Here is a 24,609-nt window from a genome sequence, read left to right on the forward strand (position 1 = left end):
CGTGTTACTGAGCCCAAGGTGCCCGGCGCGAATCGTTGAGTCCCAGCAAATAGCTATCGCCCCCCAACTGACTCATCTGCTGCCGAATCCACCCGGCCCGGCGCGCTACGTAATTAGTCGGATGACTGGCACTCCACACTCGCGGATTGGGCAATACCGCCGCCAGCAAGCTCGATTGCTGACGACTAAGCCCTTTAGCGCTCACACCAAAGTGATGCCTGGCCGCCGCCTCAGCGCCAAACACCCCGTCATCCCACTCGACACTGTTGAGGTACACCTCGAGAATCCGCTGCTTGGGCCAGAACACCTCGATCAATCCGGTAAACCACGCTTCCAACCCTTTGCGCAGCCAACTGCGGCCGGACCACAGAAAGAGGTTCTTCGAGACTTGCTGGCTGAGCGTGCTGGCGCCGCGAATCGAACCGCCGAGTTCGTTATGAGCCAGGGCTGCCTGGATCGCCCCGAAGTCGAAACCCCAATGCTCCGGGAATTTCTGGTCCTCGCCGGCAATCACCGCGACTTTCAGGTCGTCGGAGATCTGATCCCAAGGTTGCCAGGTGCGCTGCAGGTCGATGGGCTCGCCGTCGAACCAGGATTCGATCTTGCGCTCGACCATCAACGCCGTCCCCGGTGGCGGCACCACGCGAAAGATCAGAACCAGCAACACGCTGCCGCCCGCGAACCAGAGCAAGGCCTTCGTGAATCGTCGCAATATTAAACGCAGCATAGAGATGGCTTGGCCGAACCCGTTGAGCGGGCCATTATACAGACCCTGTTGATCGAGTCTGACTGGAGTTCTTCATGCTGCGTGGCTTTCTGATGCTGGCCGCTTTCTTCGGCTTCACCGGCGTTGCCCTTGGCGCGTTCGCCGCCCATGGTTTGAAAAACCGTCTGACCCCCGAATACCTGGCGATTTTCCACACCGGTGTCACCTATCAATTGGTGCATACCTTGGCGCTGCTGGGTGTGGCGCTGCTGGCCACGCAGATTCCGGGTCGCTTGATCACTTGGGCCGGAGCGTCCTTTGCGATCGGCATCCTGCTGTTTTCCGGCAGTTTGTATCTGCTGACGATCACTGGCGTTAGCAAGCTCGGCATCATCACGCCGTTCGGTGGCTTGGCGTTTCTAGTCGGCTGGTTCTGCCTGGGCCTCGCCGCTTGGCGATTGACTTGACCTTGTAGGAGCTGCCGAAGGCTGCGATCTTTTGATCTTCAAAAGAGTAGGATCAAAAGATCGCAGCCTTCGGCAGCTCCTACGGGATCGTGTTTCAAGACGAATGGCTTGGGTCAGCCTGACCGATCGGGCTAGAATGCCAGCCCCTAAAAATGATGGCGGCTTCTTGCATGCGCATTCAGTTGAACGGCGAATCCCTTGAACTGCCCGACGGTGAAACCGTTGCGGCCCTGCTGACCCGTCTGGATCTGACCGGACGCCGGGTGGCGGTCGAACTCAATCTGGATATCGTCCCGCGCAGCCAGCATGCTGACACCACGCTGAACGACGGCGACAGTGTCGAAGTCGTGCACGCCATCGGCGGCGGCTAGTCGCCCGGCCCGCAAGGGCACAGAATTCTGCAAGAACCTCACCCCTACAGAGGATTTCCCATGAGCATCGTTCGTAGCGACAAGCCCTTCGTCCTGGCCGGTCGTACTTACCAGTCGCGTTTGCTGGTAGGCACCGGCAAGTACCGCGACATGGAAGAAACCCGCTTGGCCATCGAAGCCTCGGGTGCCGAGATCGTCACCTTCGCCGTGCGCCGCACCAACCTGGGCCAGAACCCGGGCGAACCGAACCTGCTCGAAGTCCTGTCGCCGGATCGCTACACCTTCCTGCCGAACACCGCTGGTTGCTTCGACGCGACCGAGGCCGTGCGCACCTGCCGCCTGGCCCGTGAGCTGCTCGGTGGCCACAACCTGGTGAAGCTGGAAGTGCTGGCGGACCAGAAAACGCTGTTCCCGAACGTGATCGAAACCCTCAAGGCCGCCGAAGTGCTGGTCAAGGAAGGCTTCGATGTGATGGTTTACACCAGCGATGACCCGATCATCGCCCGTCAACTGGCGGAAATCGGCGTGATTGCGGTCATGCCGCTGGCCGGTCTGATCGGCACGGGCCTGGGGATCTGCAACCCGTACAACCTGCAGATCATCCTCGAAGAAGCCAAGATTCCGGTACTGGTCGACGCCGGTGTCGGTACTGCCTCCGACGCCACCATCGCCATGGAACTGGGTTGCGAAGCGGTGCTGATGAACTCGGCCATCGCCCATGCCCAGCAGCCGATCATGATGGCCGAAGCCATGAAACACGCGATCGTCGCGGGCCGCCTGGCCTACCTCGCCGGCCGCATGCCGAAAAAACTCTATGCCAGCGCCTCCTCGCCGCTGGATGGTCTGATCAAGTAAGAGCCATTGATGACTGAATCGAACGACACGCCTATCCAGACGGAAGAAGGCGAAGAACGCCAACACCGCCGCATCAAGAGTTTCGTGATGCGCGCCGGACGCATGACCGAAGGCCAGCAAAAAGGCCTGGAGCAGGGCACGCCGCTGTTCGTCCTGCCGCTGGCCGATGCGCCGGTGGACTTCGACCAGGTGTTCGGCCGCTCGGCGCCGCGTTCGCTGGAAATCGGTTTCGGCATGGGCCACTCGCTGCTGGAAATGGCCGCGGCTTCGCCGGAACAGGATTTCATCGGTGTGGAGGTTCACCGTCCGGGTGTCGGCGCGCTGCTTAATGGTGTGCTGACTCAGGGCCTGACCAACCTGCGGGTCTACGATTGCGATGCGATCGAAGTGCTCAACAATTGCGTGGCCGACAACAGCCTCGATCGTCTGATGCTGTTTTTCCCGGACCCATGGCACAAGAGCCGTCACCACAAGCGCCGTATCGTTCAGGCGTCGTTCGCTGAACTGGTGCGCAGCAAGTTGAAGGTCGGCGGCATTCTGCACATGGCCACCGACTGGGAACCGTACGCCGAGTACATGCTGGAAGTGATGAACGTCGCGCCGGGCTACCGCAACCTCGCCGAAGACGGCAAATGCGTCCCACGCCCGACCGAACGCCCGATCACCAAGTTCGAGCGCCGCGGCGAACGACTTGGGCATGGCGTGTGGGACCTGAAGTTCGAAAAGCAGTCTTAAGCCGTAACGCAATAAAAACTGTGGGAGCGAGCTTGCTCGCGATGAGGTCCTAACATTCAACATCTATGTTGACTGTTACACCGCCATCGCGAGCAAGCTCGCTCCCACAGGTGTTTTCGGTTGTCGCTAAATCAGCGGCGGTCGGCTACGACGCCGATCAACACCAACACTACCAACAACACCGGCGCCAGGCTGTAGTTGTTGAACTGGCTCAGGCCTTTGATTATCCAGGGTGTGGCGTAGATCAGTGCCACGCCGCTGCCGACCATGCACAGCAGGGCCATCAGCGGGACGCGCAAGGCGCCGGCGATGCCGCCCAGGCGTTGTTCGACCCAGCCTTTGATGTCGGCGCCGAACAGCACCAGCAGGCAGCCCACCAGGGCCAGAGAGATTTCCGACAGGTTGCTACGGCTCCAGCGGGACACGGTGGCGAGCAGGTCGAGGATCAAATCCATTGGTTTTCCCTTAAGGCTGAAATCAGCTCAGAAATGTCTGCAGCAAGTCATTGAGGAACAGTTGTCCGCGCTCGGTGGCCGCCAGACGTGACGGTTCGACCTGCAACAAGCCGCTTTGTTCGGCTTCCCGGCGACCTTCGGCGAGGCTTTCCAGGGGCAGGCCGGTGCGTTCCGGATACAGCCGTGATTCCACGCCTTCGGTCAGGCGCAAGGCGTTCATCAGGAAGTCGAACGGCAACTCGTCATTGGTCAGCGCCTTCTCGCCAGCCTTGAAGCTTTTGGCCGGGTTGAGGTAATCCTTCGGCAAGCGCGTCTTCCAGGTGCGGACGATGCGCCCGTCCGGGTGGCTGAGCTTGCCATGGGCGCCGGCGCCGATGCCGATGAAGTCGCCGAAACTCCAGTAATTGAGGTTATGCCGCGCCGCACGACCGGGCTGGGCATAGGCCGAGACTTCGTATTGCGCGTAACCGTGTGCGGCGAGCAACGCCTGGCCAGCCTCTTGAATGTCCCACAGCGTGTCGTCTTCCGGCAGCGTCGGCGGCTGGTTCCAGAACACCGTGTTCGGCTCCAGGGTCAGTTGATACCAGGACAAGTGGGTCGGCTTCAGGGCGATGGCCTGGCGCAGGTCGCTCAGCGCATCGTCCAGGGACTGATCGGGCAAGCCGTGCATCAGGTCCATGTTGAAGTTGTCGAACCCGGCCTGACGCGCCATGCCGGCGGCTCGCACCGCTTCGTCGCCGTTGTGAATGCGGCCCAGGGCCTTGAGTTTCTCTTCCTGGAAGCTCTGGATGCCGATCGACAGGCGATTGATCCCCAGCGCGCGATAGGCGACGAACTTCTCCTGCTCGAAGGTCCCGGGATTGGCTTCCAGGGTGATTTCGATGTCGCTGGCAAACGCAATGCGCTGTTCCACGCCTTTGAGCAAACGGCCCAGTGCCGCAGCGCTGAACAGGCTCGGCGTGCCGCCGCCGAAGAAAATCGAACTCAACTCACGGCCGTAGACCGCGTGCAAATCCTGATCAAGGTCGGCGAGCAAGGCGTCGACATACTCTTCTTCCGGCAGAACGGGGCTGGCGGTGTGGGAGTTGAAATCGCAATAAGGGCATTTGCGCACACACCACGGGATGTGGATGTACAGCGCCAGGGGCGGCAGCGTTGGCAACGCGGCCCGCGGCGATTGTGCGGCGCCGCCGAAGATCAGCGGCGACGCGGATGAGTCGTGGGTCATATCAGGCCTAGACGCTGGCGCAGCAGATCCATTGCACGGGCGCGGTGGCTGATCAGGTTCTTCTCGCTCGGGCTTAGCTCGGCGCTGGAGCAATCGCGCGACGGCACCCAGAACAGCGGATCGTAGCCGAACCCGTGTTCACCGCTGGCTTGGGTCAGGATACGGCCGTGCCACAAACCTTCGCACAGGATCGGCAACGGATCGTCAGCATGTCGCACCAGCGCCAGGACGCAGACAAACTGCGCGCCGCGCTCGGCTTCCGGCACGTCTTTCAACGCGTCGAGCAATTTGGCGTTGTTCGCCGCATCGCCCTTGCCGTCAGCGTAACGTGCGGAATAGATCCCTGGCGCACCCCCGAGGAAATCCACCGCCAGCCCAGAATCATCCGCCAGAGAAGGCAAACCGGAGATGCGCGCCGCGTTGCGGGCCTTGAGGATGGCGTTTTCGACGAACGACAGGCCGGTTTCTTCAGGCTCGACGCTGCTGAACTCGCCGATCGAGCGCAGTTGCACCGAAGCGCCGAGCATGGCCTGGAGTTCCTTGAGTTTGCCGGCGTTATGGCTGGCCAGTACGAGTTGCGTGAAGTTCATCATTCGCCGGGGAAAAGCTCTTGGTTGAAGTTGATGGTGTTGATTTTGTCGCCGTTCTGCACCTTGATTTCAAAGGTGCGGACTTCCTGCTGGTCTACCGGGTATTGCGCGATGTAATAGACCGCGCCTTGTTCGGTGATCTGTTTGAATTTCAGCGGCACGCTTTGGCTGGTCAGGTCTTTGATCGTGCCGTTGACCTGAGCGATCAGCGGCTTGCCGTCCTTGATCACCGAAACGTTGATCACACCCTGGTTCTTGCTGCGCACCAGTTCCGCCGCTTTGGCGATGTCCGGTTGCAGGAACGTCGAGTTGAAGGTGTTGTAATGCACCGTCACGTCGCCAAAGGTTTCCTGGCGCTCGCCCTTGATGACATCGGCGGCCATGGCAGTGACGCTCAGGCAGGCAGTAAGTACAAACAGCGCTAGACGACCCATGATCGTTCTCCTTGAAATGTCGTGGTTCAGACCGCGACCTTGTGGTCTTGCAGCCCGGGGCTGCTGACGCGGTAGATACCAATCTCACCTAACAGATTAGGCCATAGCTTACTGGCCCACCCATGTCGGTGCTGTTGATCCACGGCAAGCCGATCAATGACCTTCGCTTCACGTTCGCGGCACAGTTCTTCAAAGTCGCCGAAAGTGCAGAAGTGGATGTTTGGCGTGTTGTACCAAGTGTATGGCAGGAACTCCGAAACCGGCATCCGGCCCTTGCTCGCCAGGTACCAGCGGCAGCGCCAGTGACCGAAGTTCGGGAAGGTAATGATGCACTGGCGCCCGACCCGCAGCATTTCGTCGAGGATTTTGTCCGGGTAATGCACGGCTTGCAGGGCCTGGGTCATGACCACGACGTCGAAGCTGTTGCTGGCAAAGTTACCGAGGCCCTTGTCCAGGTCCTGCTCGATCACGTTGATGCCTTTGGCCACGCATTCAGCGATGTTGTCCGCGTCGTTTTCCAGGCCATAACCGGTGACTTGCTTGTTGTCCCGCAGCCAGGTCAGCAATTCGCCGTCGCCGCAACCGAGGTCGAGCACGCGGCTACCGGCGGGAATCCATTCCTGGATGATTTCCAGATCAGCTCTCATGGCTTTCTCACAAACTAATTCGGTTCATGTAGTTGCTGAACGCCTGCAAATAACGCGGGATCGGAATCAGGAAGGCGTCGTGGCCTTGCGGAGCGTCGATCTCGAGGTAGCACACGTCTTTTTTGGCCGCCATCAGCGCATCCACCAGTTCCCGGGAGCGGGCAGGGGAGAAGCGCCAGTCGGTGGTGAAGGACATCACGCAGAACTTGGACGTGGCGCCGGCAAAGGTTTTCGCCAGGTCATCGTCGAAATTCGCCGCCGGGTCGAAGTAATCCAGGGCCTTGGTCATCAACAGGTAAGTGTTGGCGTCGAAACGGCCGGAGAACTCTTCACCCTGATAACGCAGATAGCTTTCGACCTGGAACTCGACGCTGTGGAAGTCGTAGTTGAGCTTTTCGCTTTTGAGGCCACGGCCGAATTTCTCGCCCATGGAATCGTCGGACAGGTAGGTGATGTGCCCGACCATCCGTGCCAGCATCAACCCGCGCTTGGGGATTACGCCCGCTTCCTGGAACGAACCGCCGTGGAACTCCGGGTCGGTGAGGATCGCCTGGCGTGCCACTTCGTTGAACGCGATGTTCTGCGCCGACAGCTTGGGCGCCGAGGCGATGGCCAGGCAATGCCGCACGCGATCGGGGTAAGTGATGGTCCACTGCAAGGCCTGCATGCCGCCGAGGCTGCCGCCGATCACCGCCGCCCACTGGCTGATGCCGAGCAGGTCGGACAGGCGCGCCTGGCTGTGCACCCAGTCTTCCACGGTCAACACCGGGAAGTCGGCACCGAAGGGCTTGCCGGTTTCCGGGTTGATACTGCTCGGGCCGGTGGAGCCGTTGCAGCCGCCGAGGTTGTTCAGGCTGACCACGAAGAACTTGCTGGTGTCGATCGGCTTACCGGGGCCGATGCAGCTGTCCCACCAGCCGGGTTTGCGCTCGTCATGGCTGTGGAAACCGGCAGCGTGATGATGGCCGGACAAAGCGTGGCAGATCAGCACGGCGTTGCTCGCCGTGGCGTTCAGCGTGCCGTAGGTTTCGTAGATCAGGTCATAAGCTGGGAGCGAACGGCCGCAGGCCAGGGCCAGGGGTTCACTGAAGTGCGCCATTTGCGGCGTCACCAGACCAACAGAATCGGCGGGAAAGGCAGTTGGCATCGACCCTGCTCTCGTTGAAATGAGGCGTAAGTCTAAAGACCAGTGTGGCTAGCGGCAAGCAAAGGGCTGGGTGTTTGGGAAATAGGTGGTCGGCTTTGGATCGCCCCTCACCCTAACCCTCCCGAAACGTCGGACCGCCCCAAAGGGGCGAGGGGGCTGACCGAGTTGTTCTTTCGAGTTGCATCGACCTGAGATATCAAGTCGAACTCAGGATTTGACAAGCATGGAGATCGGCTCCCTTTCTCCCTCTCCCCTAGGGGGAGAGGGCTGGGGTGAGGGGTGGTTCTAAGAAGCACCACCTGATTAAAGCGAGTCACTCACCCGATCAGATCAACCCAAGCAGTCCGTTCGGCATGAGGGCAAAGTAAGCCAGACGCGGGATCAGCCAGCTCTGCAGCAACTGGATCACGATAAACGCGAAGATCGGCGAGATGTCGAGGCCGCCGAGGTTCGGAATGATCCGACGGAACGGCGCGAGGACCGGTTCAGTAATCTGCGCCACCAGTTCGGCGCCCGGATTGTGGCTGCCCGGGGCGACCCAGGACAGAATCACGCTGATGATCATCGCGTAGAAAATGATGTTCAAAAACAGCGAGAAGATCGCGATCAGTGCCCAGGGAATCAGGAACAGCCAGTCGACCATGAAGCCTTTGAGCAGCAGGATCACCGCGATCAACAGCATCTGAATGATCAGCGCCAGTACCAGTGACGACATGTCCAGCCCGAACATGCTCGGGATGACCCGGCGCAGAGGCTTGAGCAGCGGTTGAGTGGCTTTCATGATGAACTGGCAGAGCGGGTTGTAAAAGTTCGCCCGAACCAATTGCAAGATGAAACGCAACAGCACGATCAGCAGGTACAGGCTGCCCAAGGTTTTAATTACAAAAATGGCAGCGTCATTGAGTCCGAGCATCATTGATTCCTTTGTAAGAACTGATTAGCGACCAAGTTGCTCAGCCATCTCGGCCGAACGGTGCGCAGCGGCGCCGAGTGCTTTTTCTACCAGGGCTTCGAAGCCCCCGGCCTGGAACGACTTGATGGCCGCTTCCGTGGTGCCCGCAGGCGAGGTCACGCGGCGACGCAGTTCCGCGGCGTCGACGTCACTGGCGGCCGCCATGTGGGCGGCGCCCAGTGCGGTTTGCAGGGTCAGTTGTGCGGCGATGTCCGCAGGCAGGCCGAGTTTCACGCCCGCAGCGCTCATGGCTTCGATCAACAGGAAGAAGTACGCCGGGCCGCTGCCGGAAACGGCGGTGACCGCGTCCAGTTGTTGTTCTTCGCCCAGCCACAGCGCGATGCCGACGGCGGACAACAAGGCTTCAGCTTGTTGGCGTTGTTCGGCAGACACCTGGGCGGTGGCAAACAAACCGCTCACGCCCTGACGCAGCAGCGACGGGGTGTTGGGCATGCAGCGCACGATCGGCCGGGCGCCGAGCCAGTTGTTCAGGCTGGTGGTGGTAATGCCAGCGGCGATGGAAACCACCAGTTGATTTGGTTTGAGGCTCGGGCGAATGGCTTCGCACACGGCTTTCATCGCTTGGGGTTTGACTCCCAGCACGACGACATCCGCGTCCTGGATGGCGTCGGCGTTGTCAGCGAATACTTCGATGCCGTATTCGGCGTTCACGCGCGCACGGGTTTCAGCACTTGGAGCGCTGGCCCGGATGTGTGCCGCTTCCAGACCTTTGGCGCGCAGGCCACCGATCAGGCTGGCGGCCATGTTGCCGGCACCGATAAAGGCAATACGGGTCTTGCTCATGTCAGGTCCTTAGAAAAGAAAGTAGTCAAGGCTGTGCGTAATCACGGGCGCCAAACAGGGCTGTACCGATGCGGACCCACGTGGCGCCCATGGCGATGGCCGACTCAAGGTCGTGGCTCATGCCCATGGAAAGGGTGTCGAGCGGCAGATTAAGGCTGGCTTGCAGGTGCTGCACGGCAGCAAAAGCGGCGTCCTGGGCGGCGCGATCTTCAGTCGGCTCGGGGATCGCCATCAGCCCGCGCAACTTCAGGCGCGGCAATTCGCTGATGGCCTTGGCCAGGGCTGGCAGGTCGGCCGGAGTGCAGCCGGACTTGCTGTCCTCGCCGCTGACGTTGACCTGAATGCAGATGTTCAGCGGCGGCAGATCGGCAGGACGTTGTTCGGACAGGCGTTGTGCGATTTTCAAACGATCCACGGAATGCACCCAAGCGAAGTGCTCGGCGATAGCGCGAGTCTTGTTCGATTGAATGGGGCCGATGAAGTGCCAGATCAAGGGCAGGTCGGCCAATTCGAGCTGTTTGCCCAACGCTTCCTGCAGATAGTTCTCGCCAAAGTCGCGCAGCCCGGCGGCGTAGGCTTCACGCAGGGCGTCGGCAGGCTTGGTCTTGCTCACGGCCAGCAGCTGGACGCTGTGCTCGTCGCGATGAGCCGCTTGGGTCGCAGCCTGGATACGCGAACTAACCTGGAGAATGTTGTCTGCTATCGTGGACATCAAGAGGCGCCGCCGGTCTGAAGGTTCGCGGCATTCTACTGGAATTGAGGAGCGCTATGGATATCACTGAGCTGCTGGCATTCAGCGCCAAACAGGGCGCGTCCGACTTGCACTTGTCTGCCGGCCTGCCACCGATGATTCGCGTCGACGGCGATGTGCGGCGCATCAACCTGCCGGCCCTGGACCACAAACAGGTGCACGAGCTGATCTACGACATCATGAACGACACCCAGCGGGTGGACTTCGAGAAGCACCTGGAAACCGACTTCTCCTTCGAAGTGCCGGGCGTGGCACGCTTCCGGGTCAACGCGTTCAACCAGAATCGCGGCGCCGGCGCGGTGTTCCGGACCATTCCGTCGAAGGTCCTGAGCATGGACGACCTCGGCATGGGTGATGTGTTTCGCAAGATTACCGAAGCGCCCCGAGGCCTGGTGCTGGTGACCGGCCCGACCGGTTCCGGCAAGTCCACCACCCTGGCGGCGATGATCGATTACCTGAACAACCATCGCCATCACCACATTCTCACTATCGAAGACCCGATCGAGTTCGTCCACGAATCGCGAAAATGCTTGATCAATCAGCGCGAAGTCCATCGTGATACCCGCAGCTTCGCGACGGCACTGCGCTCGGCATTGCGGGAAGACCCGGACGTGATTCTGGTCGGCGAGATGCGCGATCTGGAAACCATTCGCCTGGCCCTGACTGCGGCCGAGACCGGTCATTTGGTGTTCGGCACGCTGCATACCACGTCGGCGGCTAAAACCATCGACCGGGTGGTGGACGTGTTTCCGGGGGATGAGAAGTCGATGGTGCGCTCGATGCTGTCCGAGTCGTTGCTGGCGGTGGTGTCGCAGACGCTGGTCAAGAAGATCGGCGGCGGGCGGATCGCGGCGCACGAAATCATGCTCGGCACGTCAGCGATCCGTAACCTGATCCGCGAAGACAAGGTGGCGCAGATGTACTCGTCGATTCAGACCGGGGGCAACCTGGGGATGCAAACGCTGGATATGTGCTTGAAGGAATTGGTGACCAAGGGCTTGATCAGCCGCGAGCATGCGCGGGAGAAGGCGCGGTCGCCGGATAATTTCTGAGGTCTTTAAAAAGCAAAAGATCGCAGCCTTCGGCAACTCCTACCGGGAAACGTGAATCCCTGTGCAGGAACTGCCGAAGGCTGCGACCTTTTGATCTTGCTTTAAATCAGCGCTGTACGACGCGCATCTGGTTCGGCTCTTTCGGCAGAACCCGCTTGGCTACCACGTAGTGGCTTTCCCAGTACGGCTTCTTCAGCGTGTCGATCGACACCGCTTTGCCACGGCGCGGTGCATGGATGAAGCGGTCGTTGCCCAGGTAGATGGCAACGTGATTGACCCGGCGGCTCTTGATGTTGAAGAAAATCAGATCGCCCGGCTTCAGATCCGCACGTTCGACTTTCTGTCCATGACCGCTGGCCATGGCGTTCGAGGTGCGTGGCAGGTCGAATGTCGCGTCGTTAAACGCGTATTTCACCAGACCACTGCAATCGAACCCTTTACTTGGGCTGCTGCCGCCCCAACGGTAAGGAGTACCGAGGACGTTTACCGCACGGCTCAACACATTGCTGCTTTGCTTGGTCGCCATCGGCGGTACCAGCTTGCTGTTGAGCGTCGCCAGAGTGGCGGAGTGCTTGGCGGTTTGCTTGTTTTTGCTCGAAGGAGCAGAAACATGGGATTTCGGGGTGTAACCATTAACGTTAGGAAGACGTTGCTCACGATTGGTGGCGTGGGCGGCCAGTGGCATCAAAAGGCAAATGGTTAGCCATGTCTTGAAAAATGGACGCATTAGGCAAGGCTCATATGGGTTAGCGCGCAACTTTATAACAGCTTTTTTGGCCCTTCCGAGGCCGTTGGTCGATTGGACCTTGGAGTCAACGGAACCAAATAAGCGGCAAATTGACGCGATTGTCTGACAGAGGTCAGCTGCTATAAGGCTTTGGCGGGAGTGAAGGTAGCATTTGCCATACGTCGGACGCCTGTAAAAAAGTCACAAAGAATTCAACAATATTTATCTATCGTGTGATTCGAGGATCCTCATGAACACCTATCAACACCCCTCAACCTATCAAGACACCCACAGCAAACTGATCGGTTATCTGCTGTGGATTTTCGGTTTTACCGGGGCTCACCGCTTCTATTACGGCAAGCCGGTAACCGGCACGATCTGGTTCTTCACCTTCGGTTTGCTGGGTATCGGCTGGCTGATCGACCTGTTCCTGATCCCGTCCATGGACCGCGAGGCCGACCTGCGTTTTACCGCCGGGCCGATCGAATACAGCGTGGCGTGGATTCTGCTGACGTTTCTCGGGGTATTCGGCGTACACCGGATGTATCAGGGGAAGTGGCTCAGCGGCTTGTTGTACCTGGTAACGGGCGGGGTGTTCTTTCTGGGGGTGCTGTTTGACTTCTGGACGCTCAATACCCAGGTTTCGGTGGTGAATACCATCAGTAACCGAGCAGCCTCCCGCTAAAGAGGTGCCTGTCAGTAAGACTTCGCGAGCAAGCCCGCTCCCACAGGAATGATTCAGTCCCTGTGGGAGCGGGCTTGCTCGCGAATGCAGGCGACGCGGTCTTAAGCCTGTCGACATCTTCTTGCCAAACTATTTGGCTGTTTTCAATAATTGAAGTTGAAACGTACCAAATGCGACCGCAGTGAAACTATAAGAGATTGCAATAACGATATGGTCAGGAATGGACCAGTAAAAGATACAACCAGCGAGAATGGCCGACGAAAGGGCCGCAGCGATCAGTGATAATGCAGTAAGCAGAATCTTTCCCGGAAAATGGACTTTGGCTTTTTTACTGCTGAAAACCTGCAGTAAATGCATGGCCAATAGCATTATGCAAATAATAAACATCGCACCTATTGGCAGGCCGATCGAGTCCCTGTCAATTCCGTATAACCCTGCGGTAAGGTTATTCACTACGGTGAATATGCCTATGGCGGAGGTGATCAAGAGAAGCACTGGATAGGCATAATGCATTTGGTTACTGAGCTTTTTCATTTTTAGGGCTGCCTGCTTAGCGCGGACTGTCAAATGGCCTGACGGATGTCAGTGTGGGTTAGGTTGATACCCGGTGCCGTTGAGCATTATTTTATGTTCGCCAGAGATATCGATTTCATAACTCGCGCCGGAAAATGCCCTCCCGGCTGTAGTGAGTACTTCGAGAAATGTTGATCTGTTGCTTTCATCGAAATCGTACGTGTCTGTATACGCCTTTATTGTGCCGTCAAAAATCCAGGAGCCATTTTCGTTTCTGGTAAAGTCTCCTTCGACCTTCAAGGTTATTCTTCCTAGATAAGCACCTGTGCCAACATTGTCGTTGATAGTTGCGTAAGGTACTTTGGGGTCGGATAGATGATACGTTCCAGTTGCGCGGGTGCTGGCAATTGTATTAGCCAAAAGGGGGATTTCATGGGGCCTTACGTTCAGGCCGATGTTGTTTATGTCAACGCGCAATTTCTCCCCCTTCCCCCACAAGTAATGAGCAAAGGCTTTCACCGGGCTGAAGGGGCCACCTGAGAGCTCTGGCGTCGTTGTCTTGTATTCAATGCTGTAAGGACTGGTTGCTGCTACCTTGATCAAAGCGTCTCTGTCACTCAGCTTTTGTTGAGCGGCGAAGGCGTCCGCAAGGCTGAAGTTTATGAGTTTGTTTTTGAAATAGGCATGAGTGACTATTGAAGCATTGTTGAGTAAGTAATTATCGCTTTCTGTGATTCTCCAAAGATCTCTGATGGCGCCAAGGGCATCGTTGTTGTTAATTGTTCTACCCAGCATTTGCAGTTCGTAAGTGAATGCCTTGATGCTGGTTTTCATTTCCAGCCATTCATGGAACATGTCCATTTCAGCTGGCGTGATGACGGGGCCATCGCACAGTGGCAGTGTATAAGTCCTGCCGTCGTTGGTTATAACGGCCTCTCCGGCACCCTGCCAATCAGCTGTTGCATAGGTTCCCCATCTGAACCCTGGGTTAACCGTAAAGCCACCTGAGTTTCCCGTCGTGCCTTTCGTAATGATAGGTGGCAATGTAAGTCCATTTTTCATGTGCTGCTCCTTTGTTTTGCGTCTCTGTATATAGAGAGTTGTTTGGGTGGTTCTCCTTAGGGTGTTTGAATGCTAGATGGCGGACTGAAAATTTGCATCTGATAACTTGTAGGGTGTTTCTTATTGTTATGAGGTTCTTTTCATTTGGATTGTGAGACGTCAGAACTTTCGTACTGATAAGTGGCTGTTTTCTTTATGGCTTGAAGGAGTGTTCTTGTTACAGATGGGTTAATGATGATGTGAGGCGAGGATGTTAGCTCGTAGTAGATAAGAGTTGGTGTGGTAATGAGAGTGCTGAATGACCTAAGGACAAAGACACCTGTCAGTAAGACTTCGCGAGCAAGCCCGCTCCCACATGGGAATGCGTTCCCCCTGTGGGAGTGGGCTTGCTCGCGAATGCAGGCGACGCGGTCTTACGCCTGGTGGCTAATCCGCCCATCCACCAAGGTGTAGCGCACCACGCCCGGCAGGCTATGGCCGATAAACGGGCAGTTTTCACCCTTGGACAACCAGGTTTCACCGGCCACGGTCGAGGCCGCAGGGTCGAACAGCACGATATCCGCCGCGCCTCCTACCACCAACTTGCCCGCCGGCAGGCGCAACGCCTCGGCAGGGCCAGCGCTCAAGCGGGACAGCAGCGTCGGCAGATCCAGCAAACCGTCTTCTACTAAGGTCATCGCCAGCGGCAGCAGCAGTTCAACGCTGCTGATTCCCGGTTCAGTCGCCCCGAACGGCGCCAGTTTGGCATCGCGCTCATGGGGTTGGTGATGGCTGGAGATCGCCGAGACCACCCCGGACTTCACCGCCGCGCGCAGGCCATCGCGGTCGGCGCGGGTGCGCAGCGGCGGCTGGACGTGATAGAGGCTGCTGAAGTCGATCAGCGCTTCATCGGTCAGGATCAGTTGGTACAACGCCACATCGGCAGTCACCGGCAACCCACGGGCCTGGGCCTGGGCGATCAGGGCCGCGCCGCGCGCGCTGGTGAGTTGGCTGAAGTGCGCGCGCACGCCACTTTGCTCGACCAGCAGCAGATCCCGGGCCAGGGCCACGGTTTCAGCGGTTTCCGGAATGCCTGGCAAGCCGAGGAAACTCGCGGTCGGGCCTTCGTGGGCCAAGCCACCTTCGGCCAGGTCGTGGTCCTGGGAATTGAAAATCACCGTCAGGTCGAAGGTCGCCGCGTATTCCAGCGCCCGGCACAGGGTGCGGGTGTTGCGGAAGCTCTCCAGACCGTTGCCGAAGGCCACGCAACCGGCATCGCGCAATGCGACCAGCTCAGCCAACTGCTCGCCGTCCAGGCCTTTGCTCAGGGCGCCAATCGGGAAGACCTTGGTGTTACCGGCCTCGCGGGCGCGGTCGAGGATCAGTTCGGCCACGGCCGAGGTGTCCAGCACCGGTTTAGTTTTCGGCGGGCAGCACAGGCTGGTCACGCCACCGGCCGCCGCGGCGCGGGTTTCGCTGGCAATCGAGCCTTTGCGGCTGTAACCCGGTTCGCGCAGGGCGACGTTCAGGTCAACCAGGCCAGGTGCCGCCACCAAACCTTTGGCGTCGATGGTCTCGACCGGGACAAAACCGGCCGGCGCAGCGCCAAGGGCGACGATCTTGCAGGCTTCAATATGAATGTCGGTTACTTGATCCAGCCCTGAGGTTGGATCGATGACGCGGGCGCCGAGAATGCTGAGCTTCACTGGGCGTTCTCCTGCTCGAATTGGCGCTGGGCGGTCTGCCCGCTCATGGCCATGGACAACACGGCCATACGAATGGCAATACCGTAGGTGACTTGGTTGAGGATCACCGAGTGCGGGCCGTCGGCCACCGCCGACTCAATCTCCACCCCACGGTTGATCGGCCCCGGGTGCATGACGATGCAATCCGGTTTGGCCCCGGCCAGGCGCGCGGTGGTCAGGCCGAACAGGCGATAGAACTCGCCTTCGCTCGGCAGCAGGCCGCCGGTCATGCGTTCCCGTTGCAGGCGCAGCATGATCACCACGTCGACGTCTTTCAGGCCTTCGGTCATGTCGGTGTAGACCTTCACGCCGTATTGCTCGATGCCGATCGGCAGCAGCGTTTTCGGGGCGATCACGCGGATGTCCGGGCAACCGAGGGTTTTCAGCGCGAGCATGTTCGAGCGTGCGACCCGCGAGTGCAGGATGTCGCCGACGATGGCCACCGAGAGGTTTTCGAAGCCGCCCTTGTGCCGACGGATGGTCAGCATGTCGAGCATGCCCTGGGTCGGGTGCGCATGACGGCCGTCGCCGCCGTTGATGATCGCCACTTGCGGGCACACGTGTTCGGCGATGAAGTGCGCCGCGCCGGAGTCACCGTGACGCACGACAAACATGTCGGCGGCCATGGCTTCCAGGTTGCGCAGGGTGTCGAGCAGGGTTTCGCCCTTGCTGGCCGACGATGTCGACACGTTCAGGGTGATCACGTCCGCCGACAGGCGCTGGGCCGCCAGTTCGAAGGTGGTGCGGGTGCGGGTCGAGTTCTCGAAGAACACGTTGCACACGGTCTTGCCGCGCAACAACGGGACTTTCTTCACCGCCCGGGCGCCGACTTCAAGGAACGAGTCGGCGGTGTCGAGGATTTCCGTCAGCAGCTCTCGGCGCAAACCGTCGAGCGAGAGGAAGTGGCGCAGCTGGCCCTGATCATTGAGCTGCAGCGGGCGCTTGGTTTCTAGAGGCGTCATCGCGAGGGGGACTCTCAATAGGGCGAATTAAAGGGCGAGGTCTTGCAGTTCGAGCTTGAGCTCCGGGCCGGACAGCTTCACCCGCTCGTGGGCGGCCAGCGCCAGGGTCGCGCCGACCACGTTCGGGCGGATCGGCAGCTCGCCGGCGTCCAGGTCCAGCAGGCACACCAGCGTCACGCTGGCCGGGCGGCCGTAGTCGAACAATTCGTTCATGGCGGCGCGGATGGTGCGGCCGCTCATCAGCACGTCGTCGATCAACACCAGGTCCTGGCCTTCGATCTCGAACGGCAGGGCCGACGGGCGCACTTGCGGGTGCAGGCCGTTCTGGCTGAAGTCGTCGCGGTAGAAGGAGACATCGAGGGTCCCGAGCGGCGAGTCGCTGCCCAGTTCATCGAGCAATGCCTGGGCGACCCAGACGCCGCCGGTACGAATACCGATGTAGCGCGGTTCGCTGATGCCACGGTGTTCCAGGTGTGCCTTGAGACGGATCGCCATCTGGCTGATCAGTTCGGCGGGATTGGGCAGGCTCATGGTTGCTCCTTCTTGGGCCCGAGCCGGTGCGTGCGGGGTTTGGCTCGGGTTGTCGCTATAGAGAGTCGCTTGTTGCAGCTCTTCAGGATTCGAACAATGCGGTGTTTTCGTCGAGCCAGCCTTGCAGCAGCAGGGCGGCGGCGATGGCGTCGACCGGGTTGTCGCGGTAACTGCCTTTCTGCCCGCCACGATCCCGCCGCTCGCCCTTGGCTTCGAAGGTGGTCAGGCGTTCATCGTGGGTATAAAAGGGCAGGTTGTAGCGACCGTTAAGGCGGCGGGCGAACTTCTCGGCTCGCAGGCACATGTCGCTCGGCGTACCGTCCATGTTCAGCGGCAGGCCAACCACCACGGCGTCGGGTTTCCATTCCTTGATCAGGGCTTCGACCTGATTCCAGTCGGGAATCCCGTTTTGTGCCTTCAAGGTGCACAGCTCGCGGGCCTGGCCGGTAATCACCTGGCCGACCGCTACGCCGATCTGTTTGGTGCCGTAGTCAAAACCCAGAATCAGTCGCAGGGCCATCAGGCGTGGCCCGCCTGGCTGGTCAATAGGCTGAGGTTGATCCCCAAGTGCCGGGCCGCCGCTTCGAGGCGCGATTCGCTGCTGGTGTTGAACAGGATGTCGGCGTCGTAAGGGCAGGTCAGCCAGGCGTTGTCGGCCAGTTCGGCCTCCAGTTGCCCGGCTTCCCAGCCTGCGTAGCCGAGGGTGATTACACTTTTCGCCGGGCCGACGCCGTCAGCGATGGCGAACAGCACGTCCTGGGAGGTGGACAACGACAACTCGCCTTCCAGATCAACGGTCGCCTGATAGCTTTTCCCCGACGGGTGCAGGACAAAACCACGATCAGTCTGCACCGGCCCGCCAATAAAGATCGGCACATGCTGACAGAGCACGGGTGGCTCGATGTCAGGGCGCAATTGCTCGAGGATATCGGCCAGGTTCAGTTCTTGCGGACGGTTGACCACCAGCCCCATGGCGCCATTGGCCGTGTGCTCGACGATGTAGGTCAAGGTGTGCGCAAAGTTCGGGTCGGCCATGTGCGGCATGGCGATCAGGAAGTGATGCTTGAGGTAGCTGGGGCTGACGTTCTTCATGAGCGCTAGTGTGGCGTTGGAGGGGCGAACTGACAAGCTGGGGATGCACCGGAAATGGTGTCGTATGCCCCTGTAGCAGCTGGCGAAGCCTGCGTTCGGCTGCGAAGCAGTCGTAAAAAGCCATACATCATTTCTTCAGGATGACCGCGTTTTGCGAGTTTGCGAGGACTGCGTCCTCGAACGCAGGCTTCGCCAGCTGCTACACAGACTGCGTAACCTTTAATTACTCGACAATTTGTCGCCGCGCGCAAATTTCCAGGTGCGGATGATTTCCAGTCGGTCGATGTCCGACAAATCCCCGGTAAACGGCGAAAACGGTGCCGCCAGCCGCACGATCCGCTGGGCCGCCTGATCCAGCAGCGGTTGCCCGGAGGACTCCAGCACCAGCACTTCATACAGCGAGCCATCGCGATTGATCGAAACCATCAAACGCAAATTGCCGTAGATCTGCTTGCGCCGCGCTTCGTCCGGGTAGTTGAGGTTGCCGATGCGCTCGACCTTCTTGCGCCACTCGTCCTTATACCAGGCACCCTTGTCGCGCATGGTCGAGGCCGCGCTCAAGCGGTGGATACGCGGGCGCTTGGCGTACAGCTGTTGTTCGTTGGCCAGTTCCGCTTCCAGGCTGGCGATGTCGCTGGACAGCTGCGAGCTGTCGAACGTCGGCGCGGCCACGGCGGGTTTGGGCTGGGTCTTGGGTTCTTCATTTTTGGCCGGGGCTTTTTTCGGCTTCGGCGCGACGGTGGTCACGGCAGCCTTGGGCGCGGCCTCTGGCATTTCAGGCTTGGCGGCCGGCGGCGGGGTGACTTTCTGCACCTTGTTGTCCTGGAACGGCGCGACCTCGGTGGTCTTGGGAATCGCCTTTTTATCCAGGGTGCCACTGCCTTCCTGATTCTCTTGGGCAAGAAAATCGGCCTTTTTCGGCTTGGTTTCGCTTTTGAACGTGGCGAGGGTGATTTCCAGGGTTTTGCTGATCTGCTTGGGCTCGACCATCGTAAAACCGACGCCCAACAGCAAGGCCAGGTGAATCAACGCCGCGAGAAACAGGGTAAAACCGAGGCGATCGGCCGGGCGCACGCCAGTATGGGCGAGTTCAGCGGGCAGATCGGACGGGAGCGTCATAACAAAAAACCAACATCACGTTTTTCCGGGCTCGGCATGATAACGCAATGTTGGTTTTTAGCTTCAGGCTTCAAGCGGCAAGCGACAAGCTGTCTGTCGCGCGCTTCAAGCTTGCGGCTTGAAGCTTGCGGCTTGCAGCTTCTTCTCTATGGCATCCATCAAAAGGCCACCGATGTCAGTGCCGAACGCATTATCAATCTCGCGAATGCAGGTCGGGCTGGTGACGTTGATTTCGGTCAGGTGCTCGCCGATCACGTCCAGTCCAACAAACAGCAGGCCTTTCTCACGCAGAGTCGGGCCGACCTGGGCAGCGATCCAGCGATCCTTGTCGCTCAGCGGACGGGCTTCGCCACGGCCACCGGCCGCGAGGTTGCCACGGGTTTCGCCAGCGGCGGGAATCCGCGCCAGGCAGTAATCCACCGGCTCGCCGTCGATCATCAGGATGCGCTTGTCGCCATCCTTGATCGCCGGCAGGTAAGCCTGGCCCATGATCTGCTGGGTGCCCAGCGCGGTCAGGGTTTCCAGAATCACCGACAGGTTCGGATCGCCCGCGCGGTGGCGGAAAATCGACGTGCCGCCCATGCCGTCCAGCGGCTTGAGGATCACATCGCCGTGCTTGGCGGCGAATTCACGCAATACATCGGCGCGGCGGCTGACCACGGTCGGCGGCGTGCACTGCGGGAACAGCGTGGCGAACAGCTTTTCATTGCAGTCACGCAGGCTCTGCGGCTTGTTGACCACCAGCACGCCGGCGCGCTCGGCTTGCTCCAGCAGATACGTGGAGTAGACGAATTCCATGTCGAACGGCGGATCCTTGCGCATCAGGATCACGTCCAGATCGCTCAGCAGCGCGTCGGTCTCGGCTTCCAGTTCGAACCACTTCTCAGGGTTGGCGAAGACTTTCAGCGGCCGCATCCGCGCCCGTGCTTCACCTTCGCCCTGGTACAAATCCTTCTGTTCCATATAGAACAGTTCCCAACCGCGCTTCTGTGCGGCCAGCAGCATGGCCAGCGAGCTATCCTTTTTATAGGAAATGCTGGCGATAGGGTCCATGACAATCCCGACGCGAACGCTCATGGGTTTTTCCTCGAAATGGGATGGTCCGAATGGACACGAAAAAGTGGCGTCAGAGTGGCGCTGAGTGTGTTCCCGGTCAAGGAAAAACCACTGCGCGGGTCGGCCGATAGATTGGTTATTGAGACTGTGCTAAAAAGGTCGCCATGTCGTGCTGGCCCTTAAGTATCAAGGGTTTCGAGCCATCGATTACCTGAAAACGGACAAATTGTTTCTCAAAGGCGACGGTAGAGCATTTATGGAACAGCATTCCAGCGCCTTGAAGGTCATGGTGATTGACGATTCGAAGACGATTCGCCGCACCGCCGAAACGCTGCTGAAAAACGTAGGCTGTGAAGTCATCACGGCCATCGACGGTTTCGATGCGCTGGCCAAGATTGCCGACAATCACCCCGGCATTATCTTTGTCGACATCATGATGCCGCGTCTGGATGGTTATCAGACCTGCGCTTTAATCAAGAACAACAGTGCGTTCAAGTCCACGCCAGTGATTATGCTGTCGTCCAAGGACGGGCTGTTCGACAAGGCCAAGGGGCGCATCGTCGGCTCCGACCAGTTTTTGACCAAGCCTTTCAGCAAGGAAGAACTGCTGAACGCGATCCAGGCCCATGTACCGGGCTTCGCCGCCGTTTTGCCGCAGTAGGACACGCACAGTGACGCTCGGCCAGCGGGCCCGGCGTTGACAAGAATGGGGAAGACCATGGCACGTATTCTGATCGTCGATGATTCGCCGACTGAAATGTACAAACTGACCGGCATGCTGGAAAAGCACGGTCATGAGGTGTTGAAAGCCGAAAACGGCGCCGACGGCGTGGCTCTGGCCCGCCAGGAAAAACCCGACGCGGTGCTGATGGACATCGTCATGCCCGGCCTCAACGGTTTCCAGGCTACCCGCCAGTTGACCAAAGACCCGGAAACCGGGCACATCCCGGTGATCATCATCACCACCAAGGATCAGGAAACCGACAAGGTCTGGGGCACGCGCCAGGGCGCCAAGGACTACCTGACCAAACCGGTCGACGAAGACACACTGATCAAAACCCTGAACAACGTGCTGGCCGGTTGATCCCCCGGCCATGACCGAGTCGCTGACGGCTTTCGAACTGCTGCTGCAGATCGACCAGCGTTGTCGCGTGCTGGCGGCGGACTTGCCGTCCCAGCCGACCCGACAGGATCGCTGGAGCGGCATCGGTTTTCGCCTGGGCGAGCACTGGTACGTCGCGCCGATGGGCGAAGTCAGCGAAGTCCTGCATGAACCGCGCTGCACCCAACTGCCCGGCGTGAAACCCTGGGTCAAGGGCGTGGCCAACCTGCGCGGGCGGTTGCTGCCGATCATGGATATTTGCGCCTTCTTTTCGGATAAAGAGCTTGGGCATGAGTTGTCGGGGGGGCGCAAGCAGCGGCGGGTGCTGGTGGTGGAATACAAAGACGTGTTTGCCGGGTTGATGGTCGATGAAGTCTACGGTTTGCAGCATTTTGCCCAGGACAGCCTGGAAGCGGTGCCGCCGAGCGAGTTGAACGGCGCGATTGACGCATTCGTCCAGGGCCGGTTCCAGCGCGAGCAGAGCTGGCAAGTGTTCAGCCCGTTTGCGTTGGCGCAGTCCCAGGACTTCATGCATGTGGCGGTGTAGGCTCGAACGCGCTGCTTTTCTGTAGCAGCTGCCGAAGGCTGCGTTCGAGGGCGGAGCCCTCGCATAATCAGGCTCCGCGGTTTTCCAGATACACCGCGACGCCAGAATTTACGACCGCTTCGCGGCCGAACGCAGGCTGCGCCAGCTGCTACAAGGGATCGCGTCGGCGTCGAGTGATTGGCGGCTACAGATAATTAAGCTGTTCAGGCGAGGACCGATGACAAAAGCAAAAACAGGCAAGCCAGAAGGGTCGCGCAGCCGTTCGCAGATCATCGTGCTGTTTATCGCGCTGATCATCTTCATCATGCTGCTGTTCGCCAACTTCGCTTACCTCAATACCCAGGCCACCTACGACAAACAGTACATCGGCCACGCCGGTGAGCTGCGTGTGTTGTCCCAGCGTATCGCCAAGAACGCCACCGAAGCCGCCGCCGGCAAGGCTGCGGCGTTCAAGTTGCTCAGCGATGCGCGCAACGACTTTGCCCAGCGCTGGGGATACCTGAAGAAGGGCGACCCGAGCACCGGCCTGCCGCCCGCGCCGTCCATTGTGCGCCCGGAAATGCGCGCCGTGCAGCTGGACTGGGAACGCCTGCTGAAAAACACCGACGCCATTCTCTCCAGCGAACAAACCGTGCTGTCCCTGCATCAAGTCGCCGCGACCCTGGCCGAAACCGTGCCGCAGTTGCAGGTCGAGTACGAAAAAGTCGTCGAAATCTTGCTCCAGCGCGGCGCTCCGGCGGCTCAAGTCGCCATGGCCCAGCGTCAGTCGCTGCTGGCCGAACGAATTCTCGGCGCGGTGAACACCGTGTTGTCCGGCGACGAAAACTCCCAGCAAGCCGCCGATGCCTTTGGCCGTGATGCCGCACGTTTCGGCCAGGTGTTAACCGGCATGCTCCAGGGCAATCCGGCGCTGAAAGTCAGTCAGGTCGAAGACAAGGACGCCCGCGCCCGACTCACGGAAATCTCCGAACTGTTCGAATTCGTTTCCGGCTCGGTGGATGAAATCCTCGAAACCTCGCCGGAGCTGTTCAAGGTCCGCGAATCGGCCACCAACATCTTCACCTTGTCGCAAACCCTACTCGACGAGGCCTCGCACCTGGCCACCGGTTTTGAGAACCTGGCCGGTGGGCGCAACACCGACACCATCGGCGGCTATGTACTGGGCTTGCTGGCGCTGATGTCGATCATCCTCATCGGTCTGGTGATGGTCCGCGAAACCAACCGTCAGTTGCAGGAAACCGCCGAGAAGAACGAACGCAACCAGAACGCGATCATGCGTCTGCTGGATGAAATCGAAGACCTGGCCGACGGCGACCTGACCGTGACCGCTTCGGTGACCGAAGACTTCACCGGGACCATCGCCGATTCGATCAACTATTCCGTGGACCAATTGCGCGATCTGGTGGCGACCATCAACCTCACTGCCGGGCAGGTCGCCGCCGCCGTGCAGGAAACCCAGGCCACCGCCATGCACCTGGCCCAGGCCTCGGAGCACCAAGCGCAGCAGATTTCCGAAGCCTCCACGGCGATCAACGACATGGCGCAGTCCATCGATCAGGTGTCGGCCAACGCCGCCGAGTCTTCAGCGGTGGCCGAGCGTTCAGTGGAAATCGCCAACAAGGGCAACGAGGTGGTGCACAACACCATCCACGGCATGGACAACATTCGCGAGCAGATCCAGGACACCGCCAAGCGCATCAAGCGTCTGGGCGAGTCTTCCCAGGAAATCGGCGACATCGTCAGCCTGATCGACGACATTGCCGACCAGACCAACATCCTCGCGCTCAACGCGGCCATTCAGGCATCCATGGCCGGTGACGCCGGGCGCGGGTTTGCCGTGGTCGCCGACGAAGTGCAACGCCTGGCGGAGCGTTCGTCCGCCGCGACCCGACAAATTGAAACCCTCGTCCGGGCGATCCAGACCGATACTAATGAAGCGGTGATCTCCATGGAGCAGACCACCACCGAAGTGGTGCGCGGCGCGCGGCTGGCGCAGGATGCCGGGGTGGCCCTGGAAGAAATCGAAGGTGTGTCGAAGACCCTCGCGGCGCTGATCCAGAGCATTTCCAACGCGGCGCAGCAACAGACGTCGTCGGCCGGGCAGATCTCCCTGACCATGAACGTGATTCAGCAGATCACCACGCAGACGTCGTCCGGCTCCACGGCGACCGCCGAAAGCATCGGCAACCTGGCGAAAATGGCCAGCCAGTTGCGGCGCTCGGTGTCGGGCTTCACTTTGCCGACCGAGCCCAGGCAGGCCACGGACAACGCTTGAACCGCCCTTGGGCGTCTGAA

Annotated in this window: 30 protein-coding genes; 10 read left to right on the top strand and 20 right to left on the bottom strand. The window is 59.7% G+C overall.

What is annotated here, in order from left to right:
• Positions 1–4 precede the first annotated feature (4 nt).
• Positions 5–727 carry a monofunctional biosynthetic peptidoglycan transglycosylase gene (mtgA, locus tag HB680_RS28690; RefSeq protein WP_213941694.1) on the bottom strand — a complete coding sequence of 241 codons (723 nt, stop codon included), beginning with the start codon at positions 725–727 and terminating at the stop codon, positions 5–7.
• 74 nt (positions 728–801) lie between these two features.
• On the opposite strand from mtgA, the gene HB680_RS28695 reads away from it, so the two are divergent.
• From HB680_RS28695 to trmB, 4 genes are all read left to right on the top strand, one after another.
• Positions 802–1,173 carry a DUF423 domain-containing protein gene (locus HB680_RS28695; protein ID WP_201198306.1) on the top strand — a complete coding sequence of 124 codons (372 nt, stop codon included), beginning with the start codon at positions 802–804 and terminating at the stop codon, positions 1,171–1,173.
• Positions 1,174–1,343: 170 nt separating this feature from the next.
• Positions 1,344–1,544 (top strand): sulfur carrier protein ThiS, encoded by a 201-nt coding sequence (gene thiS, locus HB680_RS28700; protein WP_054044430.1) that lies wholly within the window; start codon positions 1,344–1,346, stop codon positions 1,542–1,544.
• A 60-nt stretch (positions 1,545–1,604) separates the two neighbouring features.
• A complete protein-coding gene (locus tag HB680_RS28705) occupies positions 1,605–2,399 on the top strand; it encodes a thiazole synthase (protein ID WP_008068101.1) in 795 nt (264 codons plus the stop codon).
• A 9-nt stretch (positions 2,400–2,408) separates the two neighbouring features.
• Positions 2,409–3,134, top strand: coding sequence for a tRNA (guanosine(46)-N7)-methyltransferase TrmB (gene trmB / locus HB680_RS28710; RefSeq protein ID WP_213941695.1), 726 nt, complete (start codon positions 2,409–2,411; stop codon positions 3,132–3,134).
• A 131-nt stretch (positions 3,135–3,265) separates the two neighbouring features.
• On the opposite strand, the gene HB680_RS28715 is transcribed toward trmB, so the two are convergent.
• From HB680_RS28715 to HB680_RS28755, 9 genes are all read right to left on the bottom strand, one after another.
• The gene (locus HB680_RS28715; RefSeq protein WP_150642306.1) at positions 3,266–3,589 is read right to left on the bottom strand and encodes a DUF3392 domain-containing protein; all 324 of its coding nucleotides are present in this window, start codon (positions 3,587–3,589) and stop codon (positions 3,266–3,268) included.
• A gap of 22 nt (positions 3,590–3,611) precedes the next feature.
• Positions 3,612–4,817: a radical SAM family heme chaperone HemW gene (gene hemW, locus HB680_RS28720; protein ID WP_256735639.1), complete on the bottom strand. Its 1,206-nt coding sequence runs from the start codon at positions 4,815–4,817 to the stop codon at positions 3,612–3,614.
• Entirely contained in the window at positions 4,814–5,410 is a 597-nt protein-coding gene (gene rdgB / locus HB680_RS28725) for an RdgB/HAM1 family non-canonical purine NTP pyrophosphatase (protein ID WP_213941696.1), read from the bottom strand. The genes hemW and rdgB overlap by 4 nt, the downstream gene beginning before the upstream one ends.
• Entirely contained in the window at positions 5,407–5,841 is a 435-nt protein-coding gene (locus HB680_RS28730; protein ID WP_213941697.1) for a DUF4426 domain-containing protein, read from the bottom strand. The genes rdgB and HB680_RS28730 overlap by 4 nt, the downstream gene beginning before the upstream one ends.
• Before the next feature lie 26 nt (positions 5,842–5,867).
• Complete coding sequence (gene metW / locus HB680_RS28735; protein WP_201198314.1) at positions 5,868–6,488, bottom strand: methionine biosynthesis protein MetW; 621 nt, start codon at positions 6,486–6,488, stop codon at positions 5,868–5,870.
• Positions 6,489–6,495: 7 nt separating this feature from the next.
• Complete coding sequence (locus HB680_RS28740) at positions 6,496–7,635, bottom strand: homoserine O-acetyltransferase (RefSeq protein WP_213941698.1); 1,140 nt, start codon at positions 7,633–7,635, stop codon at positions 6,496–6,498.
• 325 nt (positions 7,636–7,960) lie between these two features.
• Positions 7,961–8,548, bottom strand: a complete 588-nt coding sequence (locus HB680_RS28745; RefSeq protein WP_213941699.1) for a YggT family protein — start codon at positions 8,546–8,548, stop codon at positions 7,961–7,963.
• Positions 8,549–8,572: 24 nt separating this feature from the next.
• Positions 8,573–9,391 carry a pyrroline-5-carboxylate reductase gene (proC, locus tag HB680_RS28750; protein ID WP_213941700.1) on the bottom strand — a complete coding sequence of 273 codons (819 nt, stop codon included), beginning with the start codon at positions 9,389–9,391 and terminating at the stop codon, positions 8,573–8,575.
• Between the two features lie 25 nt (positions 9,392–9,416).
• A complete protein-coding gene (locus HB680_RS28755; protein WP_213941701.1) occupies positions 9,417–10,103 on the bottom strand; it encodes a YggS family pyridoxal phosphate-dependent enzyme in 687 nt (228 codons plus the stop codon).
• 56 nt (positions 10,104–10,159) lie between these two features.
• On the opposite strand from HB680_RS28755, the gene HB680_RS28760 reads away from it, so the two are divergent.
• Positions 10,160–11,194, top strand: coding sequence for a type IV pilus twitching motility protein PilT (locus HB680_RS28760; protein WP_201190041.1), 1,035 nt, complete (start codon positions 10,160–10,162; stop codon positions 11,192–11,194).
• Positions 11,195–11,300: 106 nt separating this feature from the next.
• On the opposite strand, the gene HB680_RS28765 is transcribed toward HB680_RS28760, so the two are convergent.
• Complete coding sequence (locus tag HB680_RS28765; RefSeq protein WP_213941702.1) at positions 11,301–11,921, bottom strand: C40 family peptidase; 621 nt, start codon at positions 11,919–11,921, stop codon at positions 11,301–11,303.
• 250 nt (positions 11,922–12,171) lie between these two features.
• Between HB680_RS28765 and HB680_RS28770 the strand changes: the two genes are divergently transcribed.
• Entirely contained in the window at positions 12,172–12,606 is a 435-nt protein-coding gene (locus HB680_RS28770; protein ID WP_213941703.1) for a TM2 domain-containing protein, read from the top strand.
• Between the two features lie 129 nt (positions 12,607–12,735).
• Here HB680_RS28770 and HB680_RS28775 read toward each other — a convergent pair whose 3' ends face one another.
• From HB680_RS28775 to gshB, 9 genes are all read right to left on the bottom strand, one after another.
• Entirely contained in the window at positions 12,736–13,140 is a 405-nt protein-coding gene (locus HB680_RS28775; RefSeq protein WP_213941704.1) for a hypothetical protein, read from the bottom strand.
• 48 nt (positions 13,141–13,188) lie between these two features.
• Positions 13,189–14,181, bottom strand: coding sequence for a lipid II-degrading bacteriocin (locus HB680_RS28780; protein WP_213941705.1), 993 nt, complete (start codon positions 14,179–14,181; stop codon positions 13,189–13,191).
• 413 nt (positions 14,182–14,594) lie between these two features.
• On the bottom strand, positions 14,595–15,866 hold the full coding sequence (locus HB680_RS28785) for a dihydroorotase (RefSeq protein WP_213941706.1): 1,272 nt from the start codon (positions 15,864–15,866) through the stop codon (positions 14,595–14,597).
• Positions 15,863–16,867: an aspartate carbamoyltransferase catalytic subunit gene (locus HB680_RS28790; RefSeq protein WP_007897943.1), complete on the bottom strand. Its 1,005-nt coding sequence runs from the start codon at positions 16,865–16,867 to the stop codon at positions 15,863–15,865. Before HB680_RS28790 ends, HB680_RS28785 begins: the two co-directional genes overlap by 4 nt.
• 27 nt (positions 16,868–16,894) lie before the next feature.
• On the bottom strand, positions 16,895–17,398 hold the full coding sequence (gene pyrR, locus HB680_RS28795; protein WP_213941707.1) for a bifunctional pyr operon transcriptional regulator/uracil phosphoribosyltransferase PyrR: 504 nt from the start codon (positions 17,396–17,398) through the stop codon (positions 16,895–16,897).
• Between the two features lie 82 nt (positions 17,399–17,480).
• Complete coding sequence (gene ruvX, locus HB680_RS28800; protein WP_005792259.1) at positions 17,481–17,918, bottom strand: Holliday junction resolvase RuvX; 438 nt, start codon at positions 17,916–17,918, stop codon at positions 17,481–17,483.
• Entirely contained in the window at positions 17,918–18,490 is a 573-nt protein-coding gene (locus HB680_RS28805) for a YqgE/AlgH family protein (protein WP_213941708.1), read from the bottom strand. The genes ruvX and HB680_RS28805 overlap by 1 nt, the downstream gene beginning before the upstream one ends.
• Positions 18,491–18,709: 219 nt before the next feature.
• The gene (locus HB680_RS28810; protein WP_213941709.1) at positions 18,710–19,609 is read right to left on the bottom strand and encodes an energy transducer TonB; all 900 of its coding nucleotides are present in this window, start codon (positions 19,607–19,609) and stop codon (positions 18,710–18,712) included.
• Between the two features lie 105 nt (positions 19,610–19,714).
• Positions 19,715–20,686 carry a glutathione synthase gene (gshB, locus tag HB680_RS28815; protein WP_213941710.1) on the bottom strand — a complete coding sequence of 324 codons (972 nt, stop codon included), beginning with the start codon at positions 20,684–20,686 and terminating at the stop codon, positions 19,715–19,717.
• 235 nt (positions 20,687–20,921) lie between these two features.
• Between gshB and pilG the strand changes: the two genes are divergently transcribed.
• From pilG to HB680_RS28835, 4 genes are all read left to right on the top strand, one after another.
• Positions 20,922–21,326 carry a twitching motility response regulator PilG gene (gene pilG / locus HB680_RS28820; protein WP_008152601.1) on the top strand — a complete coding sequence of 135 codons (405 nt, stop codon included), beginning with the start codon at positions 20,922–20,924 and terminating at the stop codon, positions 21,324–21,326.
• Positions 21,327–21,383: 57 nt separating this feature from the next.
• Positions 21,384–21,749: a twitching motility response regulator PilH gene (gene pilH, locus HB680_RS28825; RefSeq protein WP_007897961.1), complete on the top strand. Its 366-nt coding sequence runs from the start codon at positions 21,384–21,386 to the stop codon at positions 21,747–21,749.
• Positions 21,750–21,759: 10 nt separating this feature from the next.
• Complete coding sequence (locus tag HB680_RS28830) at positions 21,760–22,314, top strand: chemotaxis protein CheW (RefSeq protein WP_213941711.1); 555 nt, start codon at positions 21,760–21,762, stop codon at positions 22,312–22,314.
• A gap of 217 nt (positions 22,315–22,531) precedes the next feature.
• Entirely contained in the window at positions 22,532–24,589 is a 2,058-nt protein-coding gene (locus HB680_RS28835) for a methyl-accepting chemotaxis protein (RefSeq protein ID WP_213941712.1), read from the top strand.
• Positions 24,590–24,609 lie beyond the last annotated feature (20 nt).

Origin of the sequence: Pseudomonas sp. dw_612, assembly GCF_018449725.1 — a bacterium.
GTDB lineage: Bacteria > Pseudomonadota > Gammaproteobacteria > Pseudomonadales > Pseudomonadaceae > Aquipseudomonas.

Excerpts from the sequence above, each read along its gene's own strand:
- HB680_RS28730 (WP_213941697.1), bottom strand. The coding sequence starts at position 5,841 with ATGGGTCGTCTAGCGCTGTTTGTACTTACTGCCTGCCTGAGCGTCACT.
- HB680_RS28780 (WP_213941705.1), bottom strand. The coding sequence starts at position 14,181 with ATGAAAAATGGACTTACATTGCCACCTATCATTACGAAAGGCACGACG.
- pilH (WP_007897961.1), top strand. The coding sequence starts at position 21,384 with ATGGCACGTATTCTGATCGTCGATGATTCGCCGACTGAAATGTACAAA.
- HB680_RS28830 (WP_213941711.1), top strand. The coding sequence starts at position 21,760 with ATGACCGAGTCGCTGACGGCTTTCGAACTGCTGCTGCAGATCGACCAG.
- thiS (WP_054044430.1), top strand. The coding sequence starts at position 1,344 with ATGCGCATTCAGTTGAACGGCGAATCCCTTGAACTGCCCGACGGTGAA.
- HB680_RS28805 (WP_213941708.1), bottom strand. The coding sequence starts at position 18,490 with ATGAAGAACGTCAGCCCCAGCTACCTCAAGCATCACTTCCTGATCGCC.
- hemW (WP_256735639.1), bottom strand. The coding sequence starts at position 4,817 with ATGACCCACGACTCATCCGCGTCGCCGCTGATCTTCGGCGGCGCCGCA.
- gshB (WP_213941710.1), bottom strand. The coding sequence starts at position 20,686 with ATGAGCGTTCGCGTCGGGATTGTCATGGACCCTATCGCCAGCATTTCC.
- HB680_RS28790 (WP_007897943.1), bottom strand. The coding sequence starts at position 16,867 with ATGACGCCTCTAGAAACCAAGCGCCCGCTGCAGCTCAATGATCAGGGC.
- rdgB (WP_213941696.1), bottom strand. The coding sequence starts at position 5,410 with ATGATGAACTTCACGCAACTCGTACTGGCCAGCCATAACGCCGGCAAA.
- HB680_RS28705 (WP_008068101.1), top strand. The coding sequence starts at position 1,605 with ATGAGCATCGTTCGTAGCGACAAGCCCTTCGTCCTGGCCGGTCGTACT.
- HB680_RS28715 (WP_150642306.1), bottom strand. The coding sequence starts at position 3,589 with ATGGATTTGATCCTCGACCTGCTCGCCACCGTGTCCCGCTGGAGCCGT.
- HB680_RS28760 (WP_201190041.1), top strand. The coding sequence starts at position 10,160 with ATGGATATCACTGAGCTGCTGGCATTCAGCGCCAAACAGGGCGCGTCC.
- proC (WP_213941700.1), bottom strand. The coding sequence starts at position 9,391 with ATGAGCAAGACCCGTATTGCCTTTATCGGTGCCGGCAACATGGCCGCC.
- pyrR (WP_213941707.1), bottom strand. The coding sequence starts at position 17,398 with ATGAGCCTGCCCAATCCCGCCGAACTGATCAGCCAGATGGCGATCCGT.
- HB680_RS28835 (WP_213941712.1), top strand. The coding sequence starts at position 22,532 with ATGACAAAAGCAAAAACAGGCAAGCCAGAAGGGTCGCGCAGCCGTTCG.
- HB680_RS28775 (WP_213941704.1), bottom strand. The coding sequence starts at position 13,140 with ATGAAAAAGCTCAGTAACCAAATGCATTATGCCTATCCAGTGCTTCTC.
- HB680_RS28695 (WP_201198306.1), top strand. The coding sequence starts at position 802 with ATGCTGCGTGGCTTTCTGATGCTGGCCGCTTTCTTCGGCTTCACCGGC.
- HB680_RS28740 (WP_213941698.1), bottom strand. The coding sequence starts at position 7,635 with ATGCCAACTGCCTTTCCCGCCGATTCTGTTGGTCTGGTGACGCCGCAA.
- HB680_RS28755 (WP_213941701.1), bottom strand. The coding sequence starts at position 10,103 with ATGTCCACGATAGCAGACAACATTCTCCAGGTTAGTTCGCGTATCCAG.
- mtgA (WP_213941694.1), bottom strand. The coding sequence starts at position 727 with ATGCTGCGTTTAATATTGCGACGATTCACGAAGGCCTTGCTCTGGTTC.
- pilG (WP_008152601.1), top strand. The coding sequence starts at position 20,922 with ATGGAACAGCATTCCAGCGCCTTGAAGGTCATGGTGATTGACGATTCG.
- HB680_RS28810 (WP_213941709.1), bottom strand. The coding sequence starts at position 19,609 with ATGACGCTCCCGTCCGATCTGCCCGCTGAACTCGCCCATACTGGCGTG.
- ruvX (WP_005792259.1), bottom strand. The coding sequence starts at position 17,918 with ATGGCCCTGCGACTGATTCTGGGTTTTGACTACGGCACCAAACAGATC.
- HB680_RS28770 (WP_213941703.1), top strand. The coding sequence starts at position 12,172 with ATGAACACCTATCAACACCCCTCAACCTATCAAGACACCCACAGCAAA.
- HB680_RS28765 (WP_213941702.1), bottom strand. The coding sequence starts at position 11,921 with ATGCGTCCATTTTTCAAGACATGGCTAACCATTTGCCTTTTGATGCCA.
- HB680_RS28745 (WP_213941699.1), bottom strand. The coding sequence starts at position 8,548 with ATGCTCGGACTCAATGACGCTGCCATTTTTGTAATTAAAACCTTGGGC.
- trmB (WP_213941695.1), top strand. The coding sequence starts at position 2,409 with ATGACTGAATCGAACGACACGCCTATCCAGACGGAAGAAGGCGAAGAA.
- metW (WP_201198314.1), bottom strand. The coding sequence starts at position 6,488 with ATGAGAGCTGATCTGGAAATCATCCAGGAATGGATTCCCGCCGGTAGC.